The sequence below is a fragment of the Vibrio diabolicus genome, from assembly GCF_011801455.1.
GTDB lineage: Bacteria > Pseudomonadota > Gammaproteobacteria > Enterobacterales > Vibrionaceae > Vibrio > Vibrio diabolicus.
The window spans coordinates 1,455,438-1,478,820 of record NZ_CP042451.1; the positions used below are offsets into that span (position 1 = coordinate 1,455,438).

Here is a 23,383-nt window from a genome sequence, read left to right on the forward strand (position 1 = left end):
ATTTAGAGAGGCTGAAGCATGCTAAACGAACTTTCCAATCACGTTGGCTAACGTCGCCAATAAAAAAGGGGCGATACTTCGCCCCTCAGATCGTCCATCAGGTTTTTGATTTGTGATTATATCTTTGAGCTGTAGAGAGAAATCAACTTAGACTTTCTGTTACAACTGGCTTGTTATTGCGCTTAGCAATCCAGTACGCAACGCTACCCCAAAGCACGGTGAGTGCCCAAAGTGCCGTCCAATGTGGAGCGACTTGTTGCCAGGTTGCCCCCATTTGGTTTAGCGCTAAGAAAGCTTTGATCGCCCAAGTACTTGGGCTTAAATCAGCAGTCCATAGTAGGGGAGCAGGAATAGCTTCAACTGGCCAAATAAAACCAGCCAAGAAAATGAGCGGCATAGAGCTCACGAGGACGACTAAGGTGACCAGTTCACGCCTAGGTAGTAAGTAACCTAGCCAGAAGCCTAGTCCGCAACAACCTAAAAAGAACGGGAACAACATGGTCAGTAGTTCGCCCGCGTTGGCGATATGGTTTACGCTTAAACGTTCGAAGCTAAAACCAAAATAATAGGCGCCGAGTAAATAATAAATTGCCACAAATACTAACGTTCTCACAAGCAGCAGCGCTCCCGTTGATACTTGAGACCAGTAGCCACGACCATGACGCTGTGTTCCCGTTTGTAATCCAACCGCCATGATCAACGTTTGTTGTAAAATCAGAACAAATACTGCTGGCACTACGTATTCGATGTAACCCATGGTTGGGTTGAACGTCGGTTTCATATTAAGCTTAATAGCAGAGTAATTATGGCTAGCCACACTCATGGGCACACCATCTATCACCATTTTACTGACTTTCACTTGGGCCCCTAATGTGCCTCCCGCTTGGGCCAACCCCTCTACCACGGTTCCGTACACGAGAAAATACGAGGCGTCCGCAGCGTAGGCTAGAGTCGGGCTTTTACCTAGCATTAGGTCTTTGTAAAAGTGTTCTGGTATGACTAAAAAACCGGTGATCTCTCGTTGTAAAAATGCTTGTTTTGCATCGGCAATCGTATGAAGTCGAGTAACTACGTTGACTTGTGGAGTGGCATCAACCATACGTTCCAGCTTTAAACTCGTCTGACTACCATCTAAATTAACAATCGCGATTGGTTGTTCACGAGGCGTTTGTTGTGCATAAGGCAAAGGGTATAAAAACGAGTAAAATACGACACCACCAAACACGGTCAACGTAACGACTGGATTGGTTAGAACGGCCTTAAGTTCCGCTTTAATCAGTTGCCACAATGTCATACCGCCTCCTTCGCTTGGCGTGTTGATGAAGCTGTTCGATGTTTACCCATCAAGGCTGCGGTAATGATCAGGGGCACAACGTAGCCAATCATAGGCCATAGCGAGCTTAAAGATTGTGCGGCCGATGTTCCATAGCTTGCTTGACTCACTTGTACTTCAATGTAATGGGTAATCGGCAATAATGAACGCCATGCATAAGCGAGCGTGTTCATGTCAGAAACTGGGAATGTAATTCCCATGAACGCGAAGCTTGGAGCCGTAAACGCGCCAGCAAAACTCATCGCACGTGCAGGATCCATCGACAAGAAGAAGAACAACGATCCCATAATGATACAGGCGATAACCGTCGCCAATTGTGCTAGTAGCATAACCACAAAACTGCCTTCCATTGGCCAATCAAGCACGGAATAAAACCAATACAAGAACAACGCACCTTGTGCCATAAAGACCGGAATGTACTGACTTAATAGGGAAGTGAGCCTGGCGTATGGCTTTTCGCCCAAAAACGCAAAGCCATTCTTTCCACCATAAATGCGAAAGTGCGCGGTAAGAATCAAGATAGTGCTTACTACAATACATATTTGCCAAATGGCTGGCACGATAGCCGTTACCAAAAATTGTGCGTAGTTATTGTTACGGTTAAATAATGCGGTTATTTGTGTCGACACGGGTACAGCTTGACCAGCCGCTGCTAACGTTGTGGTGTTACCCTTAGCCAAGTTGCTCATTACTTCAACCTGAGCGTCGAAATAGCCTTGTGCTTGCGCAACGGCAGAGTTGATCAATTTCGCTACCAAAATGTACTGACTGTTGTAAAAGACAGAAAGTTGAGGTTGGCGGTGTTGGAGAATATCCTGATCGAACTTAGATGGGATGACCGCGTAAGCGTAGATATCGCCTTCAATCATCGCATTTTTTGCTTCGCTTGCACTGGTGTAGTGATAGTTAACAGCCAGACTCGACGACGCATCCAAAGATTGAATGAGCTTTCGAGAAAGTTGGGAATGTTGTAGATCAACCACACCGATTGGCAGATCCCGGGCAATGCCCGCAGAGAACACTCCCCAAATCATCATCGCGAGCAAAATAGGTATCCAAGTAAGGCACGAAAGTAACCACTTGTCTCGTCGTAAGATATGCCGCTGTGAAATCTTAATCGTCATAGCATTAACCTAGTGGTTGTGATTAAAGTTCAACGACAACACTCATTCCCATACGCAGTTCAGGTTCGGGTTGAGCTGGACGAGCTTCTACTTCAAAGGTACGAAGATCAAAACCTTGAGAAGCATCGGTTGCTCTCCACGTTGCAAAGTCACCCATAACGGCAACATGCGTTACTTTGAACTCAACATTTTTATTTAAGGCAGGCAAATAGGCATCAAAGGTTGCTCCTTTTTTAAAGTGTTGAAGGTAATCTTCACGCACATTAATTGTCGCCCAGGCATCTTCTGTATCTATCACAGTAACAACCGGGAAGCCCTGAGGTGCTAATTCACCACTTTGAAGTAGAACTTGAGAGACTTCGCCGTCAAACCAGCTGTAGATCTGAGTATCTTTCGCATACGCTTCTACTTCGGCTACGGCACCTGATGCCATGCGCGCTTTTTCCGCCGCTGCCACTTTGGTTTCACTTCTCGCGCCTTCTTTTGCCATTTCGTACATTTGAAACGCGGCACTTTCGGTGTATTTCGCTGCTTGCCATTGCGTTAAAGCTTCATCGCGCTTTTGTTCTGCAACCACGCCATCGTTATAGAGGTTATTCACACGATTGTAGGTTTTTTCCATTAAATTCGCGGCGGCTTTAGCTTTCATCCACTGATCTTTTGCTGCTTGGATTTGTTGCTCACGTGCGCCTTTTTCAGCTTCTTGAGCTAAGGCGTCCGCCGCTTTTTCACCTGCTTTTGCTTGTTCTAGCTTCGCTTCAATTTCAGGACTATGAAGTGTAAAAATAAGCTGACCTTTCTCTACATCGTCGCCTTTACGGACCATGACCTCATCAATACGCCCTGGAACTTTTGAGGAAATGCTGTATTGCTGGGCTTCAATTAATCCCTGTAAGCGGATCGGTTCTGGCTGATAGGCTTGGTAAAATTGATAGCCAACCCAAGAGGCAACACCCAAAGCACAAAGTGAGAGTAAAACGGGTTTTAGTGATTTAGCTGCCATGATTTATTTCACCTCTTTGGATGTTGAAGCAGGGATATAAGCGGTATTTTGATATTGTTCGAAGCTGTTCATTTCACTGCTCAATGCGAGTAGCTTGGTTAAAGATATTAAATAGCGGAAACGTGCCGCTGAACGTTGTGTTTCTATACTCGCGACATAAAGCTGCGCATCCACAACATCCAGAGAAGAAGACAGACCCTGAGTAAATGCTTTTTCACGCAAGCGCAGGTTTTCGTTAGCAAGTTCAATGCTAGATTCGAGCCCTTGTACTTCATCAATGGCTTGCTTAGCCTCCAAGTATGTCTTTTGTACTAGCAGCGATAAATCTTGTTTGGCTTGGGATTTTAATGAGTCGACCTGTGAGACGACACTTTGAGCTGCTTTGACTTTTTCGCTTCGCCCTGATGATTCAATCAGTGGAATGCTCACACCGACACCAACTAACCAGTCAGGCTTCATTTGGCTTGCGAGAGAGTCGTCTTCATACAAGCTGTAGTCTCCGTAAAGGTAAACTTCAGGATAGTATTTCCCTTTTTCTGCTTTGATTAAGCTAGAGGCTTGTTTGTGTTTAGCGCTCAGAAGGTCTAACCCCGGATAGGTAAGCAACGTTTGATCGACAAAAGCGGTTAGAGGGGGAAGACTGTCGTTGATAAACAAAGATTCAGCGGGCTCTACGGCGTCATCTTGCGCAAGTAATTTACCTAATGCTGCTTGAGCAATACTCAAATCGCTGGCGGCTTTACGTGTTTCTACTGATGCTTTATCTAGAGAAGCCTCGGCTTGCAGGCGCTCAACGTGTGCGATTTGTCCTTGCTCTTCAAGCTTAATGGCAAAATCTCTATGCTTTTTTAGTCCAGCTTCAACCGCTTGCCGCGTTGCGAGTACTTCCTTTGCCAGCACGACAGAAAAGTAGTACTTCGACAAATCTTCAAAGCGCGCTTGTTGTTCCATTAGAAGCTGGCTTTTCGCCTCATCTGTTTTGCCTTCTGCTGCTGATTGAGCCGCAGAAATACGACCACCAGTAAAAATTGGCCAAATGGCACGAATAGACGAAGAGAAAATATCGCGCTCGGTTATGGTCGAAGTAGTATTAGCTAAGGCACCAAAAATAGGTTGAAAAGCAGGAGGTACGTTAATGTGTGCTCCTGTGCTGTCTAGGATCTGTTTTCCTGACAGCGTGATATCGGTATCTAAACGCGTGTAATTCGCGCCAATGGTAACCTGAGGTAAGTTGAGATTGCTGGTGGCACTCTCTTGGTATTGGTAATTCTCGACGTTTGAGCGTTGAGCTTTAAGAGAATAGTTGTTTTCTAGCAATAGCTGCCATGCGGTATCAAAAGTGATCGGTGCCGCATGACAGGCAAGGGAAATCGAGCTGCTAAGTAAGCCCAGTATCCAAAACTTTCCTGTTTTTTTCATAATGGCTGCTTTGTCGTAGAGTATAAGCTCTAATATAAAGGATTCGTAACTTGGTGTTAAGTAGGAGGGGAAATTGGATAGTAGTATGCGCCCAGTTATGTTTGTGCTGGGCGCGGGAGATGTTACAAGTTTACTTCGTATATGGACAGTGAAACTCTGCTCTCCACTCAAGCTGACGAGAACCTCGCATCGTATTCAATAGGTCTTTTCCACTCATTTGAGGGAACGATAACAGGACCTTGAGATCAGAAGTACCGCCTCCGTTTTTTTCATAAGCCCTGACGTGTGTAAATGTTGAATACATATTCTCTGACAGCATGGCCTTATTCAGGCATATTCCAAAGGTATCGCGTTCCATGTTTGGTGTTCCTTCTAACTATAAATGCACCTCTGTTTATAGTTTTCCAGTTTTCAGATGGTGTCTAAGTGTTTGTCATATAGTCAGTATTTGTGTTTTGTTTTATTTTTTCCAAATCACTGACATCAATGTTGAGCTTTTAATAGACTTCCAGCTTCACTGCTTTCTAACCGAAACTCTCAATGGTTTCGTTGATTAAAAATTATACGTTGGAAAGTCTAAAAACGCCTCAAAAACCGCTAAAATCGATGTGATCACGATCATGTTTTAAAGGGCAATTTATGTATGGAATTGAGTATCAGAGAGGAATGCTGAATTTGGTGAATGGTTGTAATTTTATGTTTCAGCTCGTCGATTAATTAACCGTAAACTCTGCGGTTTGCTTGCCTTCCTCACAGATTTATCACCGCAACAAAGCCATGCTGTTAACTGAGTGTTAACGTGATCGCTTGGGAGTGAATCATAAGGATGTATCAATGAGTTGGAAAACGATCAGCTTTCGTAAGCGAATGCTCATTATTATGACGCTGTCGGGGTTGATAGAGCTTCTATTGCTTGTCGCTGCAGGATTCACTTATCTCAAAATCAATCAAGAGCAAGAAATGGGAGAAAAAGCACTGGGTGTTGCCCGTTTTTTAGCAGACTCCGCCGTTGTTCGCGAAATGGTCGCTGCCCAAAATCCTCAGCCATACCAACTTCGTTTCCGAGAATTAACCGAAGCCATCGGTGCTGCATTCATCGTTATTGGCGACCATGAGGGAGTGCGATTAATTCACCCCGTTGATGAGCGATTGGGTAAACCAATGAGAGGTGGCGACAATCGTCGAGCGCTAGAGCAGGGATTGTCTTATGTTTCGACGGCACAGGGCTCGTTAGGTTATTCAGTTCGTGGTAAAGCTGCGATTTTTGACGAGCAAGGGAACATCATTGGTGTGGTTTCGGTTGGCTATTTGCTCGACCGGCTGCAAGACCGCATCGAGCCATTTTTGGCCTTTTTGATCTTCATGGTCATCGTAGTTGTTGTCGCTAATGCCATTGTATCCAATTATGCGTCGAGAAAGTTTCAGCGCGCCATTTTGGGGTTCGAGCCTGAAGAGATAGGGCGGTTGTACGGCGAATTAGAAGTGACGATGAGTACCATTAAAGAGGGCGTGTTAAGTATTGATGCCCAAGGGATACTTCGCTCGATCAATCGTAGCGCCTGTCAGATTCTCGGTATTGATAGAGAGGCAGCTCTTAATAAACCGTTGACTGAGACGTTACGCGATAGTGACTTATATACGGTGCTAGAAACCGGACAGGAAGATCATGATATTGAGATATTCCTTAATCATAAACGTCTGATCGCAAACCGTTCGCCAATTTATGTGGATGGAAAAATAGTGGGGGCAGTATCGAGTTTCCGTTTAAGGGATGAAATCAACGACCTAACCGAGCAGTTATCACAAACCAAAGAATATGCAGATTTATTACGTTCGCAAACCCATGAGCATCGAAATAAGCTAAACACCATTAGCGGGTTAGTTCAGATGGGTGAGCTGGATGCGGTGCAAAAGTTAATTGGGCAAGAAACCGCACACTATCAAGCGATGATCGAATTTTTAAGAGACACCGTTAAAGACCCGTTAATTGCTGGTATGTTGCTTGGAAAAACTGAACGTGCTCGCGAGTTAGGCTTACAGCTGGTGGTTGAAGAAGGCAGTCGTTTGGAGCCTCTGCCTGAGTGGCTAAATTCGGAAGACCTTGTCACCATTCTGGGCAACTTAATTGATAACGCTTTCGACGCAACGTTAACCTCGATTCGTGATGAATCGAATGTCGCATCGGAGCGCAGAAATATCGATGTGTCAGTGAGCGATTACGGAAATGAAGTGATACTTGAGGTGATAGATCAAGGCTGTGGTTTACCAAGCGATATAGAGCCGCAGGCGCTATTTAAAAAAGGGGTGTCGACGAAATCTCGTCAAAATCGGGGGGTAGGCTTGCATCTTGTCAACCAGTTGGCTACTCGATATCACGGCCATGTTGAGATGATGCCCAACACAAATTATGGAACAAGAATAACGGTGTATTTACCCAAGGAAGAACAATTATGAGTATGGCGACTCGCGTAATGATCATTGAAGATGATCTGGCTATTGCTGAGCTGCACCACAAATACTTGAGCCAATTGGCAGGTTTGGAAGTGGTCGGCATTGCGACCACGAGAATAGAAGCGGAAATGCAACTCGATATTCTTAAGCCAGACCTCTTGTTGATGGATGTATACCTTCCTGATGGAACAGGGCTTGAGATACTCAATACATTACGTGCGAACAACCAAACGTGTGATGTCATTTTGATTACCGCGGCAAGGGATGTCGATACGCTACAACAGGCAATGAGAGGTGGCGTTGTCGATTACCTGTTAAAACCAGTGATGTTTCCACGCTTAGATGCCGCACTGAAAAAGTATGTGTCCCAACGCCAACAACTAGACATCGCAGAGAGTTTGGATCAGAACCTCGTTGATAAAATGCTGCAGTCTCACGCCAATCAAGACAACTTGCCGAACCGATTACCGAAAGGGATTGATGGTGTAACCTTGGATAAGATCAGAGAGTTGTTCCCAAATGGTAGTGTGCTGACCGCTGATGAGGCAGGCGAAAAGATTGGTGCGAGCCGAACAACGGCAAGGCGCTATTTGGAGTATCTGATCAGCACTGGTGAACTAGAGGCTGATTTAAACTATGGGTCGGTAGGTAGGCCGGAAAGGTGCTATAAAAAAGTGACGCGGTAGCGTTTATATTGATGCTCTATGCAAAATAAAAAGCGATGGCTTATTGTAGAAACCATCGCTTTACAAATTATTGCAAGAGACTAGAAGTTGTATTCTAACTTCGCTTCAATAGAGCGCTCAGCGCCAAACCAACAGTTATTTTTGTCGTAACAAGAATAATATTCTTTATCGAATAGATTGCTTGCAGAAAGGGTGACGCTAGCCCCTTTCATTGATTCAGATACTGTTGAGAAATCGTAACTTGCTGCAAAATCAAACAAGGTGTAGTCAGGCACTTTTTCGCTGTTTTGAGCATCAATTTGTGCTTCTCCGACATAGCGAACGCCAGCACTGGTACGAAGGCCTGAAAGATTTCCTTCAAAGAAGTAATTGGCCCATAAAGAGGCCGTTTGCTCAGGTACCCAAACTGGCGTTTTACCTTCTTGGTTGTAATAACTGTCCTCGGTAATCTCCATATCGGTATACGTGTAGCCTAGAGTGAAATCAGCTTGTGCTGTGGCTTGCCACTTTGCCTCTAGTTCAACACCCTGTGATACCACTTCGCCCGCTTGATAGTTCGGTGCATATGGATTATTCGGATCGGTCAAGATCGCGTTTTTCTTCGTAATATGGAAGAACGCTAAATTACCCGAAATATCGCCAGACAATGGCGCGTACTTAAAACCGAGTTCCCACTGATGCCCGGTTGATGGTTCAAACGCTTTGCCTGTGGCATCTGCACCCGCAATCGGCTCAAAACTCTCGGAGTAAGTAAGGTATGGGGATAGGCCGAAGTCGAGTTCATACAAACCGCCGACTCGGAAAGATACGTTGGTATCGTCTAACTCTTCCTTGCTGTTGGATATTGCTCCTAGGTAATCGCTCACGGCGTCTGTATTTGAATCGTATTTATCCCAACGAAGACCCGCAATCATTACAAGTTGGTCGTAACGAACTTGATCTTGCAAATAAACGCCAATTTGCTTCGTTTTGATATCTAAGTTTTGTTTGTATTGAAAATTCAGTGCATTACGATCAATGCTGTTGTGGTCAGGATTAAAGATGTCCTGAGTTAGCGAATACCCAAGCGTATCTTTGTATTTTACATCCGAATCTAGATACTGATAATCAAGCCCGAACAATAAGTTATGTTCAAAATTTCCTGTTTTAACGTAGCCAGATAGTTGGTTGTCAATCACAAAGGATTTGGACTTTTCATCGGTTAAATAAGCATTTCGACCAACGGTACGGTTATCCGCTTCAAGTGCACCGTTATATGTGTTTTCCTGATAGGCATCGGCGGTCATGTAGCGGGCATTCTGTAGAAATTGCCAATTGTTGTTAAAGTCGTGTTGGACTTTGTAACCCATCATCAGAACTTCGCGTTCGTAAGTGTTCCAGTCCTCATCCCCCAAATAAGTGCTTGGTGACATCGAGCCAAGTGGGTTGTCAATCACTGAGCCAGACGCCGGCACGGTCGTGTAGATACCTGCTGATGGATCATTTTGATAGTAAACATTCACGTTGACTAAGGTGCTTTCTGTCGCTTGCCAATTGAAAGATGGAGCGAGGACATAACGTTCGTCTTCAGACGTATCGGCTTGACCATCTCGCTGTTTTGCTAGGCCGATAATACGGTAATCAACATTAGAATCACCAATTTGTCCTGTGGTGTCGAACGTCAGTTCTTTTAGGCTGTTAGTCCCAGTACTAATCGAGACAGAGTGCGAAGGTGTTGACTGAGGCGCCTTGGCGATAATATTGACCATACCTCCTGGTGGAATATTGCCGTAAAGAACAGACGTTGGCCCTTTAAAAACCTCGATTTGTTCAAGGGCAACGGAATCGACCTGAGGTTGAAGGTTCCAGCCGTTGTACAGCAAAGGAAGACCATCATAAAAGTTGGTGTAGTTAATAAAACCACGAATATTGAATAGGTCAAGTCGGGAAACGGCACCGCCACGCAGCTCTGTATTTACGCCAGGCGCGTAACGCAATGCTTCGCTCACCGAGTTTACGCCGCGCAGGTCCATGTCATCTTTAGTGATTACCGTGATCGCTTGCGGCGTTTCTTCCGGTTCTAAAACGGTTTTAGTTGCGGTGTTTCGGTATGTTTCGCCAAGTACTGTGATAGTTTCGTGCTGAGAAGTGCTCTCAGTGGCACTGGCGTGACCAGCAATAAGCGCGGATACCACGACTGCAACCGCAGAACGATGAAATCGATTCGGACTTTCCATATTTATTAATTCCACTACTTTTTATTTGTTGATAATGATTGTTGTTTGCATTCTATAGCGAAAGAAATAGGAAAAGTTAACAATTTGGTGCAAAGCCAGAGCCTAAGTGCTTAGGCTTCTATCTAATAGGCGTGGCTTCGTTCGGTTTGACAGGTATCCAGTAATGCATTTGGGCATTCTCGCTCTCAACATCATAGTCTTCTGGATAAACTTCTAACTCGTAGCCATCAATACCGTGATAATTGGAATAGGGGAGCCAGTGCAAAATGAACCACTCAAGCGTCGCCGCTAGATTTGATGCTTTACCTATGTGCGTAATTACTGCGTAGGTTTGCTCAGGAACAACCAGAAGATTAGGTTCTTGCGTAGAGCCTTTGGATATTGAAGTTCTTGACGCTGAGTTGTACTCATAACCTGCCCAATACTCGAGTTGCTGGTTGCTTGAATACGCTTTTGTTACGTCAATCACACCAAGATAGTTTCTTTTCAGATGAGTATGGTTTTCAGATGAATAGAGCTGTGACCACAGCGAGGGCACTTTGGATTGGAAGTTGGGCGTTGCGGAAAACAATCCATAAATAGGTTCATGATAACCAGCAAGCACAAAAGCAGGTTTTGTTTCTATTCGAACTTCGATAAAGCACTTATGTCTACTTTCGTCTTCTGGTGTCTCGCGCAACGTTAAAGGTTGCCTCAAGCCCGTTAGTTGCTGAGCTTTACGATAATCTCGAGGACTTTTTGAAAACATATTTTTGAACGCTCGACTGAATGCATGTTCAGAAGCAAACCCCATTTCTATCGCAATATCTAACGAGCGATCTGATGTATGGATTAAGCGTTCAGCCGCAAGGCTTAGTTTAAGCTCTCTAATATAGTGAGCGACGGATACGCCAGTGTGTTGCTGGAAAACGCGTTGCAGTTGCCAACGTGACCAGCAGCTTGCTTTCGAGATTTCATCCACACTAAGTGCGATATCTAGATTGTTGTGAATGTAATCAAGCACAGAGTGTATTCGGTTTATCGGGTGCAGATTCTTTGTGCTTGGTTTCATGACATTCTACTTTCGCATTAATAGTATCCTCATTATCTTTAATTGAGTATCATTATCAATAGAGTGAGAGGATAAAATTCAGGCCACATAGATCACAATAAAATTGTAATGGATTGCAAGGATGGATAAGGATTGTCCATATTAGAGTTTTTGCTTAATTTTTGTCTTACGTTAGTGCAACTTTTTTTATCCATAAAATACAAATATTTATGATGTTTTGTGCAACTTATTTAAACGTTTGCACTGGCAAGTGTTGATGTAAATCAAATAGTCGTAGACAATACTGCACCGTGTCGGACTCTCCTCCAGCGAGTACAGTGTGTACTTTTGAGACATAAGTGACCTAAATGACCTTAATACGTCGTGTTTCCAACAGATTTGGGAGTGCTACTTCTTGAGGTTCTTTGGGCCTATAGACTTTACCTATCAACGTAATAGGTAAGACCAATTTTCTATTTTGAGGTGCCATTGATAGGGTTGGCTCATCCTTTAGCCGTATCCGGGCACACAATAAGTACCTCGTTTTTAAGGGAAAGATGATGGTAATACCAGAAAACAGCAGCATCGTTATTTTTGGTGCTTCAGGTGACCTTACATACCGTAAGCTCATTCCTGCTTTATACCACCTCTATGCGAACAAGCAGCTTCCAGAAAATTTTGCCATTCTGGGTGTAAGTCGCACTGAATACAGTGATGAGTCTTACCGCGCGAAGCTGAAAAAATCGCTTCAGGAAATGGAAAAGACTGAGCCAGAAACGCTTGATGCATTTATTAACCATCTGCACTACCAAGCTATCAATACTTCTGACACACAAGATTACAGTAAGCTATCTTCTCGTTTAGACCAACTTGCTGACGAATATCGTTTCGATCAGCGCAATACACTTTTCTACTTAGCAACCCCACCAAGTTTATACAGTGTGATTCCTGCAAGTCTTGCAGCACACGGCCTAAACAAAGAAGAAGATGGTTGGAAACGCCTGATTATTGAGAAACCATTCGGTTATGACCTTGAATCAGCGCGTATTCTGGATAAAGAAATTCACGAGCACTTCCAAGAGCATCAAATTTACCGAATTGACCATTACTTAGGTAAAGAGACGGTACAAAACCTTCTTGTACTTCGTTTTTCAAACGCGATGTTTGAGCCGCTTTGGAACCGTAACTTCATTGATTATGTTGAAATCACGGGCGCAGAATTCCTCGGCGTAGAGGAGCGTGGTGGTTACTACGACAACTCGGGTGCCGTGCGCGATATGTTCCAAAACCACCTGCTACAAGTATTGGCGATGGTGGGTATGGAGCCACCAGCACAGATCAATGCAGATTCGATGCGTGATGAAGTTGTTAAAGTACTCCAGTGTTTAAAACCTTTGGACGAAAACGCTCTGCGTAACGATCTAGTATTAGGTCAATACACCGCTTCTGAAGTTCGTGGACAAAGTCTACGTGGCTACCGTGAAGAGCCGGGGGTTGCAGATGATTCTCGTACCGAAACGTACATCGGTTTGAAAGCCTACATTAACAACTGGCGTTGGAATGGCGTGCCATTCTACGTGCGTACTGGTAAGCGTCTTCCAACACGCGTGACTGAAGTGGTTATCCACTTTAAACAAACACCGCACCCAGTGTTTGGTCAAAACGCACCAGAAAACAAGCTGATCATTCGCATTCAGCCAGACGAAGGCATTCAAATGAGCTTTGGCTTGAAAGAGCCAGGCGCAGGTTTTGAAGCGAAAGAAGTGAAAATGAACTTCCATTATGCTGACCTACAAGAAACGCAAATGCTAACTGCGTATGAGCGTCTTCTACTTGATGCATTGAATGGTGATGCTACGCTATTTGCACGTAGTGATGCGGTGGAAGCGTGTTGGCAGTACGTACAGCCAATTTTAGACTTTAAACAAGATCCACAATCCCTCTTCGGGTACGCATGCGGCACATGGGGTCCTAAAGAGTCAGACGACCTGCTAAAGCGTGATGGTCGCGCTTGGCGCTTCCCATGTAAAAACTTAACAGATACGGATTACTGTGAACTATGATCAACCATAAGATCTACCAAACAGCAGAGCAGGTAGTTGAAAGCCTAGCTAACGACATGAAAGCGTTCAGCGAAATGGGCCGACCTGTTCACATCTCTCTTTCTGGCGGCAGCACTCCTAAAATGCTGTTCAAACTGTTGGCTTCAGAGGCTTACGCAACCTCTATTCAGTGGCAAAATCTCCACTTCTGGTGGGGTGACGAACGTTGTGTCGCACCTGACGATGCGGAAAGCAACTACGGAGAAGCGAACGCGCTACTGTTTAGCCAAGTAAACATTCCAACAGAAAACATCCACCGTATTCGCGGTGAAGATGACCCTAAAGTGGAAGCGGAACGCTTTGCGAAAGAGATGTCAGAGGTGATTCCGACTGAAAACGGAACCCCTGTGTTTGACTGGATCTTATTAGGTGTTGGTGCAGATGGTCATACAGCTTCTCTGTTCCCTGGCCAAACGAATTATGATGATGCGAATCTATCTCTTGTGGCATCTCATCCTGAGTCAGGCCAGCTTCGTGTGTCAAAAACGGCACGCGTCTTAGAAGCAGCAAAACGCATCAGTTACTTAGTGCTTGGTGCAGGAAAAGCGGACATCGTTGAAGAGATCAACAGTTCACCTGCACACGCACTGCCATACCCAGCGGCTAAGATTCAAGCGAAGTCTGGTCTGACGGAATGGTATTTAGATTTGGACGCAGCAGCAAAAATTGCTTAAACGCTGCTCGTCAATGAAACAAAATTGGAGAGAAACAATGAAAGGTGATATCGGTGTAATTGGCCTAGCGGTAATGGGTCAAAACCTTATCCTAAACATGAACGATCACGGCTTCAAAGTGGTCGCTCACAACCGTACTGCTGCTAAAGTAGACGAGTTCCTGGAAGGTCCAGCGAAAGGCACGAACATCATCGGTGCATACTCTCTAGAAGAACTAGTAGAGAAGCTAGAAACGCCACGTAAAGTGATGCTAATGGTTCGCGCAGGTGATGTGGTAGACAAATTCATCGACGCGCTAGTCCCTCTACTAGATAAGGGCGACATCATCATCGACGGTGGTAACACAAACTACCCAGATACAAACCGTCGCGTTGCAGCATTACGCGAAAAAGGCATCCACTTCATCGGTACTGGCGTATCTGGTGGTGAAGAAGGTGCACGTTTTGGCCCATCAATCATGCCTGGCGGCGCTCCAGAAGCTTGGGAAGCGGTTAAGCCAATCTTCCAAGGTATCTCTGCAAAAACTGATGCAGGTGAGCCTTGTTGTGACTGGGTTGGTAACGACGGTGCGGGCCACTTCGTTAAGATGGTACACAATGGCATCGAATACGGCGACATGCAGCTGATCACAGAAGCTTACCAGTTCATGAAAGACGGTCTTGGTATGTCTGCAGACGAGATGCAAGCGGTATTCGCTGAGTGGAACAACACTGAGCTAAACAGCTACCTTGTTGAAATTACGGCTGACATCCTTGGCTACAAAGACGAAGACGGTGAGCCTCTAGTTGAGAAAATCCTAGACACTGCTGGCCAAAAAGGTACAGGTAAATGGACGGGTATCAACGCTCTAGACCTTGGTATTCCTCTAACGCTAATCTCTGAGTCTGTATTCTCTCGCTGTCTATCTGCACTGAAAGATCAACGTGTTGAAGCTGAGAAACTGTTCGGTAAGACAATCACACCAGTTGAAGGTGATAAGCAAGAGTGGGTTGACGCACTACGTCAAGCGCTTCTAGCGTCTAAGATCATCTCTTACGCTCAAGGCTTCATGCTAATGCGCGAAGCGTCGAACGAAAATGGCTGGGATCTAAACTACGGTAACGTTGCTCTTATGTGGCGTGGTGGTTGTATCATCCGTTCTGCGTTCCTAGGCAACATCCGTGATGCATACGAAGCGAATCCAGAACTAGCATTCCTAGGCTCTGATGATTACTTCAAAGGCATCCTACAAAACAGCCTAGTAGCATGGCGTAAAGTGGCGGCTAAGTCTCTAGAAGCAGGCATCCCAATGCCATGTACGACTTCTGCACTAACGTTCCTAGACGGTTACACAACAGCTCGTCTACCTGCGAACCTACTGCAAGCTCAACGTGACTACTTCGGTGCTCACACTTACGAGCGTATCGACCGTGAGCGTGGTGAATTCTTCCACACTAACTGGACAGGTACAGGCGGTGACACAGCGTCTACAACTTACGACGTGTAATCGTTTTAAGTAAATCGACTAAGTATAAAAGGATGCCTAAGCATCCTTTTTTGTGTCTGGCTTTATGAAACTTAAAGAGCGCCTAGGCGCTCTTTTCAGTGGTCGTTTTCTTGTTTTGATAAAACCTGTCTTTGAGGTAGAGAATTGCGCTGACCACAAGAGCTACTACAGAAACAGTAAATAGGGCATACATGCTGAGAATCCATGCGAATGTAGCCGTCAAAAACGCAATGAAGGAAAACATTCTGCTGAAAGACATCACATGGCCAAGTTTGCTACTTTTCATAAACGCCTCCCAAAGCGGAGTGGGGATAGACAAGTGTGGTCATATACCACACTTTGATTGTCTGTTCTTTTTGGGCGTTTCACACAAAAAAGCGGCTAAAGATTTCTCAAAAAAGGTGAAATATTGAACTGGTAGACAAATCCATAAACGGCTTTACAAATATATGAATGCATTTGTCTATCACTTCAAAGTTTTTGCTGTGCGGATTAAGGCCTTTTAACGCTATTATTGCAGCCTTCGAGTTTACTAGGCGTAATTTCAAGTCAATAATTCCGGGAAGCTCATCCTCATTATCAGTCACGATGAAAATCACTTTTCTTTGTTTAACAGTACTTTATTGAATATGTGTGATTGCATCAGGTTTGAGAGTGAAACTAAGGTTGCAAGAAAGGCGAAAAAGAGTGCTAGGTAAGCCTTTGAACTACGCCTATAATTAGCGCCCACATGGAGGATGTTTAATAAATGAACATCCTCTATTTTTTGAAACCAGCAACAAGGATCCAGTAAAACGTGTTTTTCTGGTGTTGTTTACGTTGACCAAGAAGGTGATTAACACAACAAATTGAGGTTCTAAGATGACTCTTAACAAGTACTTTGTTTTCATTCCGGCAGAATTGGATCAGGAAATACACAAGGACAACCAAGTGATCTCTGAGAAGGAAACTCAACGTCAGGCATTAGTAAAACAGGCTCAACAACAAGGCGGCCTGTAAGCTAGGTTTCAAATAGAAAGAGCACCGCAAAGGTGCTCTTTTTGTATCTGAGGTTATGGATTAACCCAATATGCCGAGGCTTTTCAGCTTTCTATAAATCGTATTTCGACTGACGCCAAGCATGCGAGATGTTTTGCTGATGTTCCCCTGATTGGCTTGATATGTTTTGAGCAGTTTGTCTTCGACGGTTGCACGCAGTTCTAACGTGGGTTCGGCAGAGGTTGTTACGTCTTGAGCTTGGCTGAGTTTCTTACTCAAGTGAGTCGGTACGTGAGCGAGCTCTAACGTTTCTTCACCTTGCGCCATTAACGCGGATACTTTGATTAAACTATCGAGTTCACGCAAGTTTCCTGGCCAAGAGTAAGAAAGCAGCAGAGAAAATAGGTGAGGACAGAGTTGTTGTTCAGATTCAGCGTGACGTCGATGAATATTCTCGATCAGTTGTTGCTTATCATCTCGCTCTTCGAAGCGAGGCAATTCGATGATCAAACCATTGAGGCGATAGTATAAGTCTTGACGGAACAATCCTTCGCTAACCAAGCTCTCGAGATCTTTATGTGTGGCCGCAATGATTTGCGTATCGACTTGAACACTTTGGTTTGAACCCACAGGAAGCACGGTTTTATCTTGCAATACATGCAGTAAACGGCTTTGAGCTTCCAAGGGTAAATCTGCGATTTCATCCAGAAACAAAATCCCTTTGTGTGCTTGGCGAATTTTTCCCTGATAGCCTTTGCTGTTTGCGCCAGTAAATGCACCAGCTACGTAGCCAAACAATTCGGACTCAACCAAATCTTTCGGTAGTGCGCCACAGTTGACGGAAACCAACGGCCCCGTTTTTCTCTGGCTGTTTTTATGTAGCGCTTTCACAAACTCATTTTTACCAACCCCAGTTTCTCCGAGAATCAGTAAGCTGATGTCTTTATCGATAACGCGATTGGCTTGTTGCCAGCAATGTTCGACAGTAGAATCGCCGTAATGCAGATCATTGGAAGCGGTAACGGAACGAGACTTCACTTTTTTGTCGGTCAACGGCTTTGTTTTGAACACGAAAGGATGGTCGGCATTTTGGATAGAAAGAATGTCGTCGAGCGATTGCCCGATGACGTTTTGTTGCGCGAGGAGCTGAGAAGCAACTTGGTTGTGTGCGAGAATCTGTCCATCTTCATTAGCGATGATAATGCCTTGCCATCCACTGTTTAGTAAGCCTTTTTCACACGCCAAATCCACACGAATATGCCCTTGTGGAATCAAGTTAAGCAATTGATTTTCAACTTGCTGAACCATGTTCTGTACCAGCACTTGCGTTGAGAAATCATGTTTCTTTTGTTCGCTGGTGATATCTAGCACGCCAATCAAATGGCCAAGATGATCGAAAATAGGATTGGCCGAGCAGCTAATAAAACGATGATGTTGGATGAAGTGTTGATCGCCGATGACTGAGACCGGTTTTGCTTCAACTATCGCAGTCCCAATCGCGTTGGTGCCTTTGACCTTTTCTTGCCAGCACGCACCAGAGCTTAGCGCAATTTCGGTCAACTTCTCGCGGAACTTAGGTTGTCCCCAACTGCCGATGATGACGCCGTCGGCATCCGTCAGAATTAAGCGGCTGTCACTATGAGCAAAAAGCTGATTAAACAGCGGGAGAGCAAACTGGGTGACGGTTTCCAATAAGAAGTTGAGTTGGTGACGCCTATCTTGAAGTGTCGCTGGTGTCACTCGAATATCTTCAGGGCGTCGACGCTGTTTTAAACCCGCCTGTTCACTTCGGATCCATGAAGTTGAAAGCCAATTGTTATCGCTAATGTGTTGAAGTTCCATGACTGTACCATTTTGTCACAGTGAGGGTGTGCCATTTTGGAACACTTGAACATTGGTGTTCACACCATACATCCGCTCAAACATCGCTCACTTGGTTTGTTATCGCTTGGTAATCATAGTTTTACATTTAATTAACAACAAGTGTGGTGTAGTTGGCGTGTGACTTGCGTAATGCTCTTTGTGAACAGTGCGATACGACACTGCAATAACACATTGAACGAGAAACAAAAGGAAGAGTTATGATCTATGCACAGCCAGGTAGTGAAAATGCCATCGTTAATTTCAAATCGCATTACGATAACTTTATCGGTGGGGAATGGGTAAAACCAACGGGCGGTGAGTACTTTGATAATATCTCACCAATCAACGGACAAGCGTATTGTAAAGTTGCTCGTTCTGGCGAGGCGGATATCAACTTAGCATTGGATGCGGCACACAACATCAAAGCAAAATGGGCGAAAACCAGTGTGACTGAACGCTCTAACATCTTGCTGAAAATCGCTGATCGTATCGAACAGCATTTAGAAGAACTTGCAGTTGCAGAAACATGGGAAAACGGCAAACCAGTTCGTGAAACCTTGGCTGCGGATTTACCTTTGGTGGTGGATCATTTCCGTTACTTTGCTGGCTGCATTCGCGCGCAAGAAGGCAGTGCGGCGGAGCTGGATGAGCACACAGCAAGCTACCACTTCCCGGAGCCGATTGGCGTGGTTGGTCAAATTATTCCATGGAACTTCCCAATGTTGATGGCGGCTTGGAAACTGGCACCAGCACTTGCGGCAGGTTGTTGTGTGGTATTGAAGCCAGCAGAACAAACGCCAACGTCGATTCTGGTTCTTATGGAAAAGATCGGTGATCTACTGCCACCGGGCGTCATCAACGTTGTTAATGGTTTTGGTTCAGAAGCAGGCCAAGCGTTAGCAACCAGCAACCGCATTGCGAAACTCGCATTTACGGGCTCAACACAAGTTGGCAATCACATTCTAAAATGTGCGGCGGACAACTTGATCCCTTCGACTGTTGAGTTGGGTGGTAAATCTCCAAACATCTACTTCTCAGATGTTTTCGATTACGAAGATGAGTACCTCGACAAGTGTATCGAAGGTACGCTACTTGGCTTCTTCAACCAAGGCGAAGTTTGTACCTGTCCATCTCGTGTATTAGTTCATGAAGCGATTTACGATAAGTTTGTAGAGAAATTGACGGAACGGGCGCAGTTAATCAAGCAAGGTAACCCGCTCGATACCGATACTCAAGTTGGTGCTCAGGCTTCTCAAGAACAGTTTGATAAGATTTTAAGTTACCTCGAAATCGGCCGTGAAGAAGGCGCAAAAGTGGTCTTTGGTGGTGGCGTATCTGAACAGCCAGAGTCAATCAATCAGGGTTACTACATTCAGCCAACGATGTTGGAAGGCCACAATAAGATGCGTATTTTCCAAGAAGAGATCTTTGGCCCAGTGATTGCTATCACTAAGTTTAAAGATGAAGCGGAAGCATTAGAAATCGCGAACGACACCGAATATGGCTTAGGCGCAGGCGTTTGGACTCGTGATGCGAACGTCGCATATCGTATGGGCCGTAATATCGAAGCTGGTCGAATCTGGATTAACTGTTACCACGCTTACCCTGCACACGCTGCGTTCGGTGGCTATAAAAAGTCAGGTATTGGACGTGAAACACATAAGATGATGCTGGATCACTACCAAAATACGAAAAACCTATTGATTAGCTACAGTGTTGATCCACTAGGCTTCTTCTAAATGAAGTAGTTAACAAAGAAAAAGCAGTACTAACCAAAACCCCGAGCCTTCGGGGTTTTTTATTGCATGGGCTTGCGGGTGGGAGGGTGTATGTACGTGAAATTTATATTTTGAACCCATCTATATTGCGTGCTCAGGAACGTTGAATTACGGTCACTTTTCGTTCAAGTAGTTTTTCGACCGCGGTGTTTTGCTTTTCAAGACTAAACTGCTGATCAAAACCCAAGACGCGACTACAAGACTCAAGACTCGCAAACTGGTTGAAACATTCGCTAAGTTCTCTTTTAGAGCTCATTCGAGCCAAACTGCTTTCTGATGAAGAGAGTAGGGTCACTTTGCGGCCATGAAACGTTCCTTGTGGCAGAGCATCACTTTGCTGTGCTTGCTTTACTTCATGAACCGGTAAGTTAGTGTATTTAGATTGGATGTCGTTGGACATAGAGACACCTAAACTCTTAAGTCTAAAGTTTGTGGCATCGGAGCTACCTCAGCAGTGGCGACATGAGCAGACAATAACGACTCCCACGACTCACTTTGCGTCAACAATTCCGCCAAAGCAGTTTCAAAATACTCATAATCCAGTCGCTTAATGTTAATGAGTCGGTTTAAACAGAGTACATGTCGATGATTATCTAAACTAAAGAATAATTGATGCTCAGGCCAGTGATAATTAAAGGCTAGGAAAGAACGATAGAGATCGGAATTAACGATTTGAAGACCAACAATCTCAGCTTCGAGCTGGAGGGTTGTCGATTCAGGATGAAAGATGATATGCACTATTAGATTATCATCAAACGCTAAGCTTACTTCATTTTCCGTTAGATGCAGTGCAGGCAAGCCTATTTGATGAGCAAACTTTAGCAAAATCTCATCGATAGTTTGGCGTGCTGACATAGGAATAGTCCCTTTTGAAATTTTATCAAGGAAAATATTAGATGTATCTCTTCATGTTTATCAATATTGGTCGGTTGTTATTATATTTTGGTTTTTAATTTCGGTGAGCTAAATAGAACAGCGATAACAAATGTGCTCTGATGCATATTGTGGTGCTTCTTAGATATTTAAATATCTTTGTTCTCTAATATACCCGCCTAATTGAAAGTGTATTAAGGTGCAGTCACGATGAGTTAAATTAAATCTAATGTTAAATATGTGTTGTTGAAGAATGCGATTTATTGTCCACTTGTAGTATAAATATAAGTTGATCTTTTATATTTTTACATAAAGAATTGTGTGAAATTAAAATGAACTAAGTCTATAAAATAAGTTTATGGTGTCATAATGAACAATTCTATGTGGGCTGGTTTTGTCGGACTATTCCTACTAAGTGGGTGTAGTCAATCTGTGCCGATTGTAAGGGAAGGTAGCTTTGACACAAAGAGTCAGGCGACACTCTATGGTTGGGTTTCTGTCGATGGATACTTTCCACCTTCGATTACGTCTCTTGATGTGGAGATATGCAAAGTAATTGAAAATCAGTGCCTTAGGTCTGCGTCGCAGCACTACCAAGGCGTTCAATTACCCGTACAGTATTCATTTTTAATTGCACCGATTCAAGCTGGTGACGGAAACATGAAGATAATTGGAAAGCTATACTCGAATGGGGAACTTGTAGCGGAAAAAGAAAAGAACTATTTATTTTCAGTGGAGGGAAAGCAGGAAAATTTGATGCTCGTGCCAAAAAAATAACCAGATGAAAAGTAATCGGTTACATTTAATTAGACCTTACTAAATTATTAAAAATAAAGATTTGCACTTTCCTGTTGTGAAAGTTTTGTTGTTTTTTACAAACATTAATCACATGGTTTAAGTCATCGGGTCAGTTGTTTTTTAGACTTATACTTGTTGCAAAAATAGCATTCTTTATGATTATATCTCGCTCCTTGAACACGTTGGCTTGGCGTTTTAGGCTATAAAATATACAATTTTAAGATTTTGGAAATTTCAGTTTGTTCGATAAACGATACCATAATCTATTTAATTTTATTCTAATGTATAACAAAAATCCTAAACTTTAATAACGAAATGATATTTAAGTTTTGGCTAATAATAAACGCTATCTGATAAAAATAATAAAGACGGACAGCAGAGTTTACTAAGATAAACTTTTACCTTTAGGTAAGGGTAATGCTTAGGATATTCGCTAATTATTCGGGGGGTATGGTAAGTGATATGAACTTCTATGCTCTTTTCTTTGCTTCTTTAATTGATATAGCAGTACTTAGAAATAACAACAATCAAAGTATTGCTTTGAAAGTTTCTCAACACTCGTACTGAGAAACTCAAAATAATGAAGGGTAGAAAATGGATGTGTCAGGCCAACTAAACACAGAAAAGGTCGGCTCGAGCTCGCGAAAAATTCGTAGTTTTTCCCGCTATGAAAAATCTGACGAAGTATTTCACTCAGACCAATCTCACATTGTTGTCGTTCACAATGGTCAGCTTCGAGTTCAAACAGGTGATTGCACAATCGATGTTGCGGCAGAAAACGGGGTGTTTCTATCCCAAGGGGATTACTTATTCGAGTACTCGCCCTTAGACGGGGCATACAAAGCGTCGATTATAACCTACGACAACGAACTCGTTAGCCAGCTATTACAAAAGCACAGTGATCTTTTGATGATGCTGCCCAAGGTAGATAAAGTTTGTTCTGGCTTGTTTACTTTTGGTTTGAACATACTCGTAGAGCAAGTGCTTTCCAGCATGCAGACGCTTGAGCAACAGGCGTATCCAGATGCGATCATGTGCCTAAAATATGAAGAGTTACTCATTCTTTTGCTGCACGGCAAAGGGGGAGAATCACTCTATGCGTTGCTGTCACAACAAACTAACCGAACATCGGAACGGTTACGTCGATTTATGGAACAACATTATCTCAAAGAGTGGAAGTTGACTGACTATGCGCAAGAGTTTGGTGCTAGCTTAACGACTTTTAAAGAGCTATTTAATGAGCACTATGGCATTTCTCCAAGAGCTTGGATCAGTGAGCGCCGACTGTTGCACGCTCATAAACTCCTGTTGACGAGCAAGATGAGCATCGTGGATGTGGCGATGGAGGCTGGGTTTTCTAGTCAGTCTTACTTTACGCAGAGTTACCGCCGTCGTTTTGGAACGACGCCAAGCCGTGTACGTTCGGGAGACGATCAAGTAGCTATCGCGAAATGAAATGACTTGGGACTAAAATTTTCTGACTAATTTTGAAAGTCACTCATCAGCGTAAATTCTATTATGCGTCATGTAACAACGAACGATTAAAAATTATTACACCTCTTTCTTTCT

At 43.9% G+C, this 23,383-nt stretch carries 20 protein-coding genes; 9 read left to right on the forward strand and 11 right to left on the reverse strand.

Going from position 1 to position 23,383, the window contains the following annotated elements:
• Positions 1–142 precede the first annotated feature (142 nt).
• The 5 genes from FR741_RS07205 to FR741_RS07225 form a co-directional block, all read right to left on the reverse strand.
• A complete protein-coding gene (locus FR741_RS07205) occupies positions 143–1,294 on the reverse strand; it encodes an ABC transporter permease (RefSeq protein ID WP_167426515.1) in 1,152 nt (383 codons plus the stop codon).
• Positions 1,291–2,457, reverse strand: a complete 1,167-nt coding sequence (locus FR741_RS07210; protein ID WP_167426516.1) for an ABC transporter permease — start codon at positions 2,455–2,457, stop codon at positions 1,291–1,293. The genes FR741_RS07205 and FR741_RS07210 overlap by 4 nt, the downstream gene beginning before the upstream one ends.
• A 22-nt stretch (positions 2,458–2,479) precedes the next feature.
• Positions 2,480–3,460 carry an HlyD family secretion protein gene (locus FR741_RS07215; RefSeq protein WP_124008930.1) on the reverse strand — a complete coding sequence of 327 codons (981 nt, stop codon included), beginning with the start codon at positions 3,458–3,460 and terminating at the stop codon, positions 2,480–2,482.
• A gap of 3 nt (positions 3,461–3,463) precedes the next feature.
• Positions 3,464–4,879: a TolC family protein gene (locus tag FR741_RS07220; RefSeq protein ID WP_167426517.1), complete on the reverse strand. Its 1,416-nt coding sequence runs from the start codon at positions 4,877–4,879 to the stop codon at positions 3,464–3,466.
• 130 nt (positions 4,880–5,009) lie between these two features.
• Complete coding sequence (locus FR741_RS07225; protein WP_005377125.1) at positions 5,010–5,237, reverse strand: hypothetical protein; 228 nt, start codon at positions 5,235–5,237, stop codon at positions 5,010–5,012.
• A gap of 476 nt (positions 5,238–5,713) precedes the next feature.
• Between FR741_RS07225 and FR741_RS07230 the strand changes: the two genes are divergently transcribed.
• Positions 5,714–7,333 (forward strand): ATP-binding protein, encoded by a 1,620-nt coding sequence (locus tag FR741_RS07230; RefSeq protein ID WP_074191257.1) that lies wholly within the window; start codon positions 5,714–5,716, stop codon positions 7,331–7,333.
• Complete coding sequence (locus FR741_RS07235) at positions 7,330–8,016, forward strand: response regulator (protein WP_109170215.1); 687 nt, start codon at positions 7,330–7,332, stop codon at positions 8,014–8,016. Before FR741_RS07230 ends, FR741_RS07235 begins: the two co-directional genes overlap by 4 nt.
• 80 nt (positions 8,017–8,096) lie before the next feature.
• On the opposite strand, the gene FR741_RS07240 is transcribed toward FR741_RS07235, so the two are convergent.
• Positions 8,097–10,232, reverse strand: a complete 2,136-nt coding sequence (locus FR741_RS07240) for a TonB-dependent siderophore receptor (protein WP_167426518.1) — start codon at positions 10,230–10,232, stop codon at positions 8,097–8,099.
• A 118-nt stretch (positions 10,233–10,350) separates the two neighbouring features.
• Positions 10,351–11,283, reverse strand: a complete 933-nt coding sequence (locus FR741_RS07245) for an AraC family transcriptional regulator (RefSeq protein ID WP_167426519.1) — start codon at positions 11,281–11,283, stop codon at positions 10,351–10,353.
• Positions 11,284–11,822: 539 nt separating this feature from the next.
• On the opposite strand from FR741_RS07245, the gene zwf reads away from it, so the two are divergent.
• The 3 genes from zwf to gnd are packed head-to-tail and all read left to right on the forward strand — an operon-like array spanning position 11,823 to position 15,524.
• Positions 11,823–13,325: a glucose-6-phosphate dehydrogenase gene (gene zwf / locus FR741_RS07250; RefSeq protein ID WP_167427096.1), complete on the forward strand. Its 1,503-nt coding sequence runs from the start codon at positions 11,823–11,825 to the stop codon at positions 13,323–13,325.
• Positions 13,322–14,038: a 6-phosphogluconolactonase gene (gene pgl / locus FR741_RS07255; RefSeq protein WP_005397368.1), complete on the forward strand. Its 717-nt coding sequence runs from the start codon at positions 13,322–13,324 to the stop codon at positions 14,036–14,038. Before zwf ends, pgl begins: the two co-directional genes overlap by 4 nt.
• Positions 14,039–14,075: 37 nt before the next feature.
• Positions 14,076–15,524, forward strand: a complete 1,449-nt coding sequence (gene gnd / locus FR741_RS07260) for a decarboxylating NADP(+)-dependent phosphogluconate dehydrogenase (protein ID WP_005397369.1) — start codon at positions 14,076–14,078, stop codon at positions 15,522–15,524.
• Between the two features lie 82 nt (positions 15,525–15,606).
• On the opposite strand, the gene FR741_RS07265 is transcribed toward gnd, so the two are convergent.
• The gene (locus tag FR741_RS07265) at positions 15,607–15,810 is read right to left on the reverse strand and encodes a hypothetical protein (protein WP_005397371.1); all 204 of its coding nucleotides are present in this window, start codon (positions 15,808–15,810) and stop codon (positions 15,607–15,609) included.
• Positions 15,811–16,385: 575 nt separating this feature from the next.
• Here FR741_RS07265 and FR741_RS07270 point away from each other — a divergent pair.
• Positions 16,386–16,523 carry a hypothetical protein gene (locus tag FR741_RS07270; RefSeq protein WP_005464410.1) on the forward strand — a complete coding sequence of 46 codons (138 nt, stop codon included), beginning with the start codon at positions 16,386–16,388 and terminating at the stop codon, positions 16,521–16,523.
• Between the two features lie 60 nt (positions 16,524–16,583).
• Here FR741_RS07270 and FR741_RS07275 read toward each other — a convergent pair whose 3' ends face one another.
• Positions 16,584–18,344, reverse strand: a complete 1,761-nt coding sequence (locus FR741_RS07275) for a sigma-54-dependent Fis family transcriptional regulator (protein ID WP_167426520.1) — start codon at positions 18,342–18,344, stop codon at positions 16,584–16,586.
• 239 nt (positions 18,345–18,583) lie between these two features.
• On the opposite strand from FR741_RS07275, the gene exaC reads away from it, so the two are divergent.
• Entirely contained in the window at positions 18,584–20,104 is a 1,521-nt protein-coding gene (exaC, locus tag FR741_RS07280; protein ID WP_167426521.1) for an acetaldehyde dehydrogenase ExaC, read from the forward strand.
• Positions 20,105–20,237: 133 nt separating this feature from the next.
• Here exaC and exsE2 read toward each other — a convergent pair whose 3' ends face one another.
• A complete protein-coding gene (gene exsE2 / locus FR741_RS07285; RefSeq protein ID WP_167426522.1) occupies positions 20,238–20,543 on the reverse strand; it encodes a T3SS regulon translocated regulator ExsE2 in 306 nt (101 codons plus the stop codon).
• Positions 20,544–20,551: 8 nt separating this feature from the next.
• Positions 20,552–20,998 carry a type III secretion system regulatory chaperone ExsC gene (gene exsC, locus FR741_RS07290; RefSeq protein ID WP_167426523.1) on the reverse strand — a complete coding sequence of 149 codons (447 nt, stop codon included), beginning with the start codon at positions 20,996–20,998 and terminating at the stop codon, positions 20,552–20,554.
• A 387-nt stretch (positions 20,999–21,385) separates the two neighbouring features.
• Here exsC and FR741_RS07295 point away from each other — a divergent pair, with 387 nt between their 5' ends.
• A complete protein-coding gene (locus tag FR741_RS07295; protein WP_145531990.1) occupies positions 21,386–21,793 on the forward strand; it encodes a YscW family type III secretion system pilotin in 408 nt (135 codons plus the stop codon).
• Positions 21,794–22,408: 615 nt separating this feature from the next.
• Positions 22,409–23,269, forward strand: a complete 861-nt coding sequence (locus tag FR741_RS07300; protein ID WP_006741517.1) for a helix-turn-helix transcriptional regulator — start codon at positions 22,409–22,411, stop codon at positions 23,267–23,269.
• The last annotated feature ends 114 nt before the right edge of the window (positions 23,270–23,383 follow it).

What these genes read in the sequence shown, in the direction of transcription:
- FR741_RS07205 (WP_167426515.1), bottom strand. Translation starts at nt 1,294, where the DNA reads ATGACATTGTGGCAACTGATTAAAGCGGAACTTAAGGCCGTTCTAACC.
- FR741_RS07210 (WP_167426516.1), bottom strand. Translation starts at nt 2,457, where the DNA reads ATGACGATTAAGATTTCACAGCGGCATATCTTACGACGAGACAAGTGG.
- FR741_RS07215 (WP_124008930.1), bottom strand. Translation starts at nt 3,460, where the DNA reads ATGGCAGCTAAATCACTAAAACCCGTTTTACTCTCACTTTGTGCTTTG.
- FR741_RS07220 (WP_167426517.1), bottom strand. Translation starts at nt 4,879, where the DNA reads ATGAAAAAAACAGGAAAGTTTTGGATACTGGGCTTACTTAGCAGCTCG.
- FR741_RS07225 (WP_005377125.1), bottom strand. Translation starts at nt 5,237, where the DNA reads ATGGAACGCGATACCTTTGGAATATGCCTGAATAAGGCCATGCTGTCA.
- FR741_RS07230 (WP_074191257.1), top strand. Translation starts at nt 5,714, where the DNA reads ATGAGTTGGAAAACGATCAGCTTTCGTAAGCGAATGCTCATTATTATG.
- FR741_RS07235 (WP_109170215.1), top strand. Translation starts at nt 7,330, where the DNA reads ATGAGTATGGCGACTCGCGTAATGATCATTGAAGATGATCTGGCTATT.
- FR741_RS07240 (WP_167426518.1), bottom strand. Translation starts at nt 10,232, where the DNA reads ATGGAAAGTCCGAATCGATTTCATCGTTCTGCGGTTGCAGTCGTGGTA.
- FR741_RS07245 (WP_167426519.1), bottom strand. Translation starts at nt 11,283, where the DNA reads ATGAAACCAAGCACAAAGAATCTGCACCCGATAAACCGAATACACTCT.
- zwf (WP_167427096.1), top strand. Translation starts at nt 11,823, where the DNA reads ATGGTAATACCAGAAAACAGCAGCATCGTTATTTTTGGTGCTTCAGGT.
- pgl (WP_005397368.1), top strand. Translation starts at nt 13,322, where the DNA reads ATGATCAACCATAAGATCTACCAAACAGCAGAGCAGGTAGTTGAAAGC.
- gnd (WP_005397369.1), top strand. Translation starts at nt 14,076, where the DNA reads ATGAAAGGTGATATCGGTGTAATTGGCCTAGCGGTAATGGGTCAAAAC.
- FR741_RS07265 (WP_005397371.1), bottom strand. Translation starts at nt 15,810, where the DNA reads ATGAAAAGTAGCAAACTTGGCCATGTGATGTCTTTCAGCAGAATGTTT.
- FR741_RS07270 (WP_005464410.1), top strand. Translation starts at nt 16,386, where the DNA reads ATGACTCTTAACAAGTACTTTGTTTTCATTCCGGCAGAATTGGATCAG.
- FR741_RS07275 (WP_167426520.1), bottom strand. Translation starts at nt 18,344, where the DNA reads ATGGAACTTCAACACATTAGCGATAACAATTGGCTTTCAACTTCATGG.
- exaC (WP_167426521.1), top strand. Translation starts at nt 18,584, where the DNA reads ATGATCTATGCACAGCCAGGTAGTGAAAATGCCATCGTTAATTTCAAA.
- exsE2 (WP_167426522.1), bottom strand. Translation starts at nt 20,543, where the DNA reads ATGTCCAACGACATCCAATCTAAATACACTAACTTACCGGTTCATGAA.
- exsC (WP_167426523.1), bottom strand. Translation starts at nt 20,998, where the DNA reads ATGTCAGCACGCCAAACTATCGATGAGATTTTGCTAAAGTTTGCTCAT.
- FR741_RS07295 (WP_145531990.1), top strand. Translation starts at nt 21,386, where the DNA reads ATGAACAATTCTATGTGGGCTGGTTTTGTCGGACTATTCCTACTAAGT.
- FR741_RS07300 (WP_006741517.1), top strand. Translation starts at nt 22,409, where the DNA reads ATGGATGTGTCAGGCCAACTAAACACAGAAAAGGTCGGCTCGAGCTCG.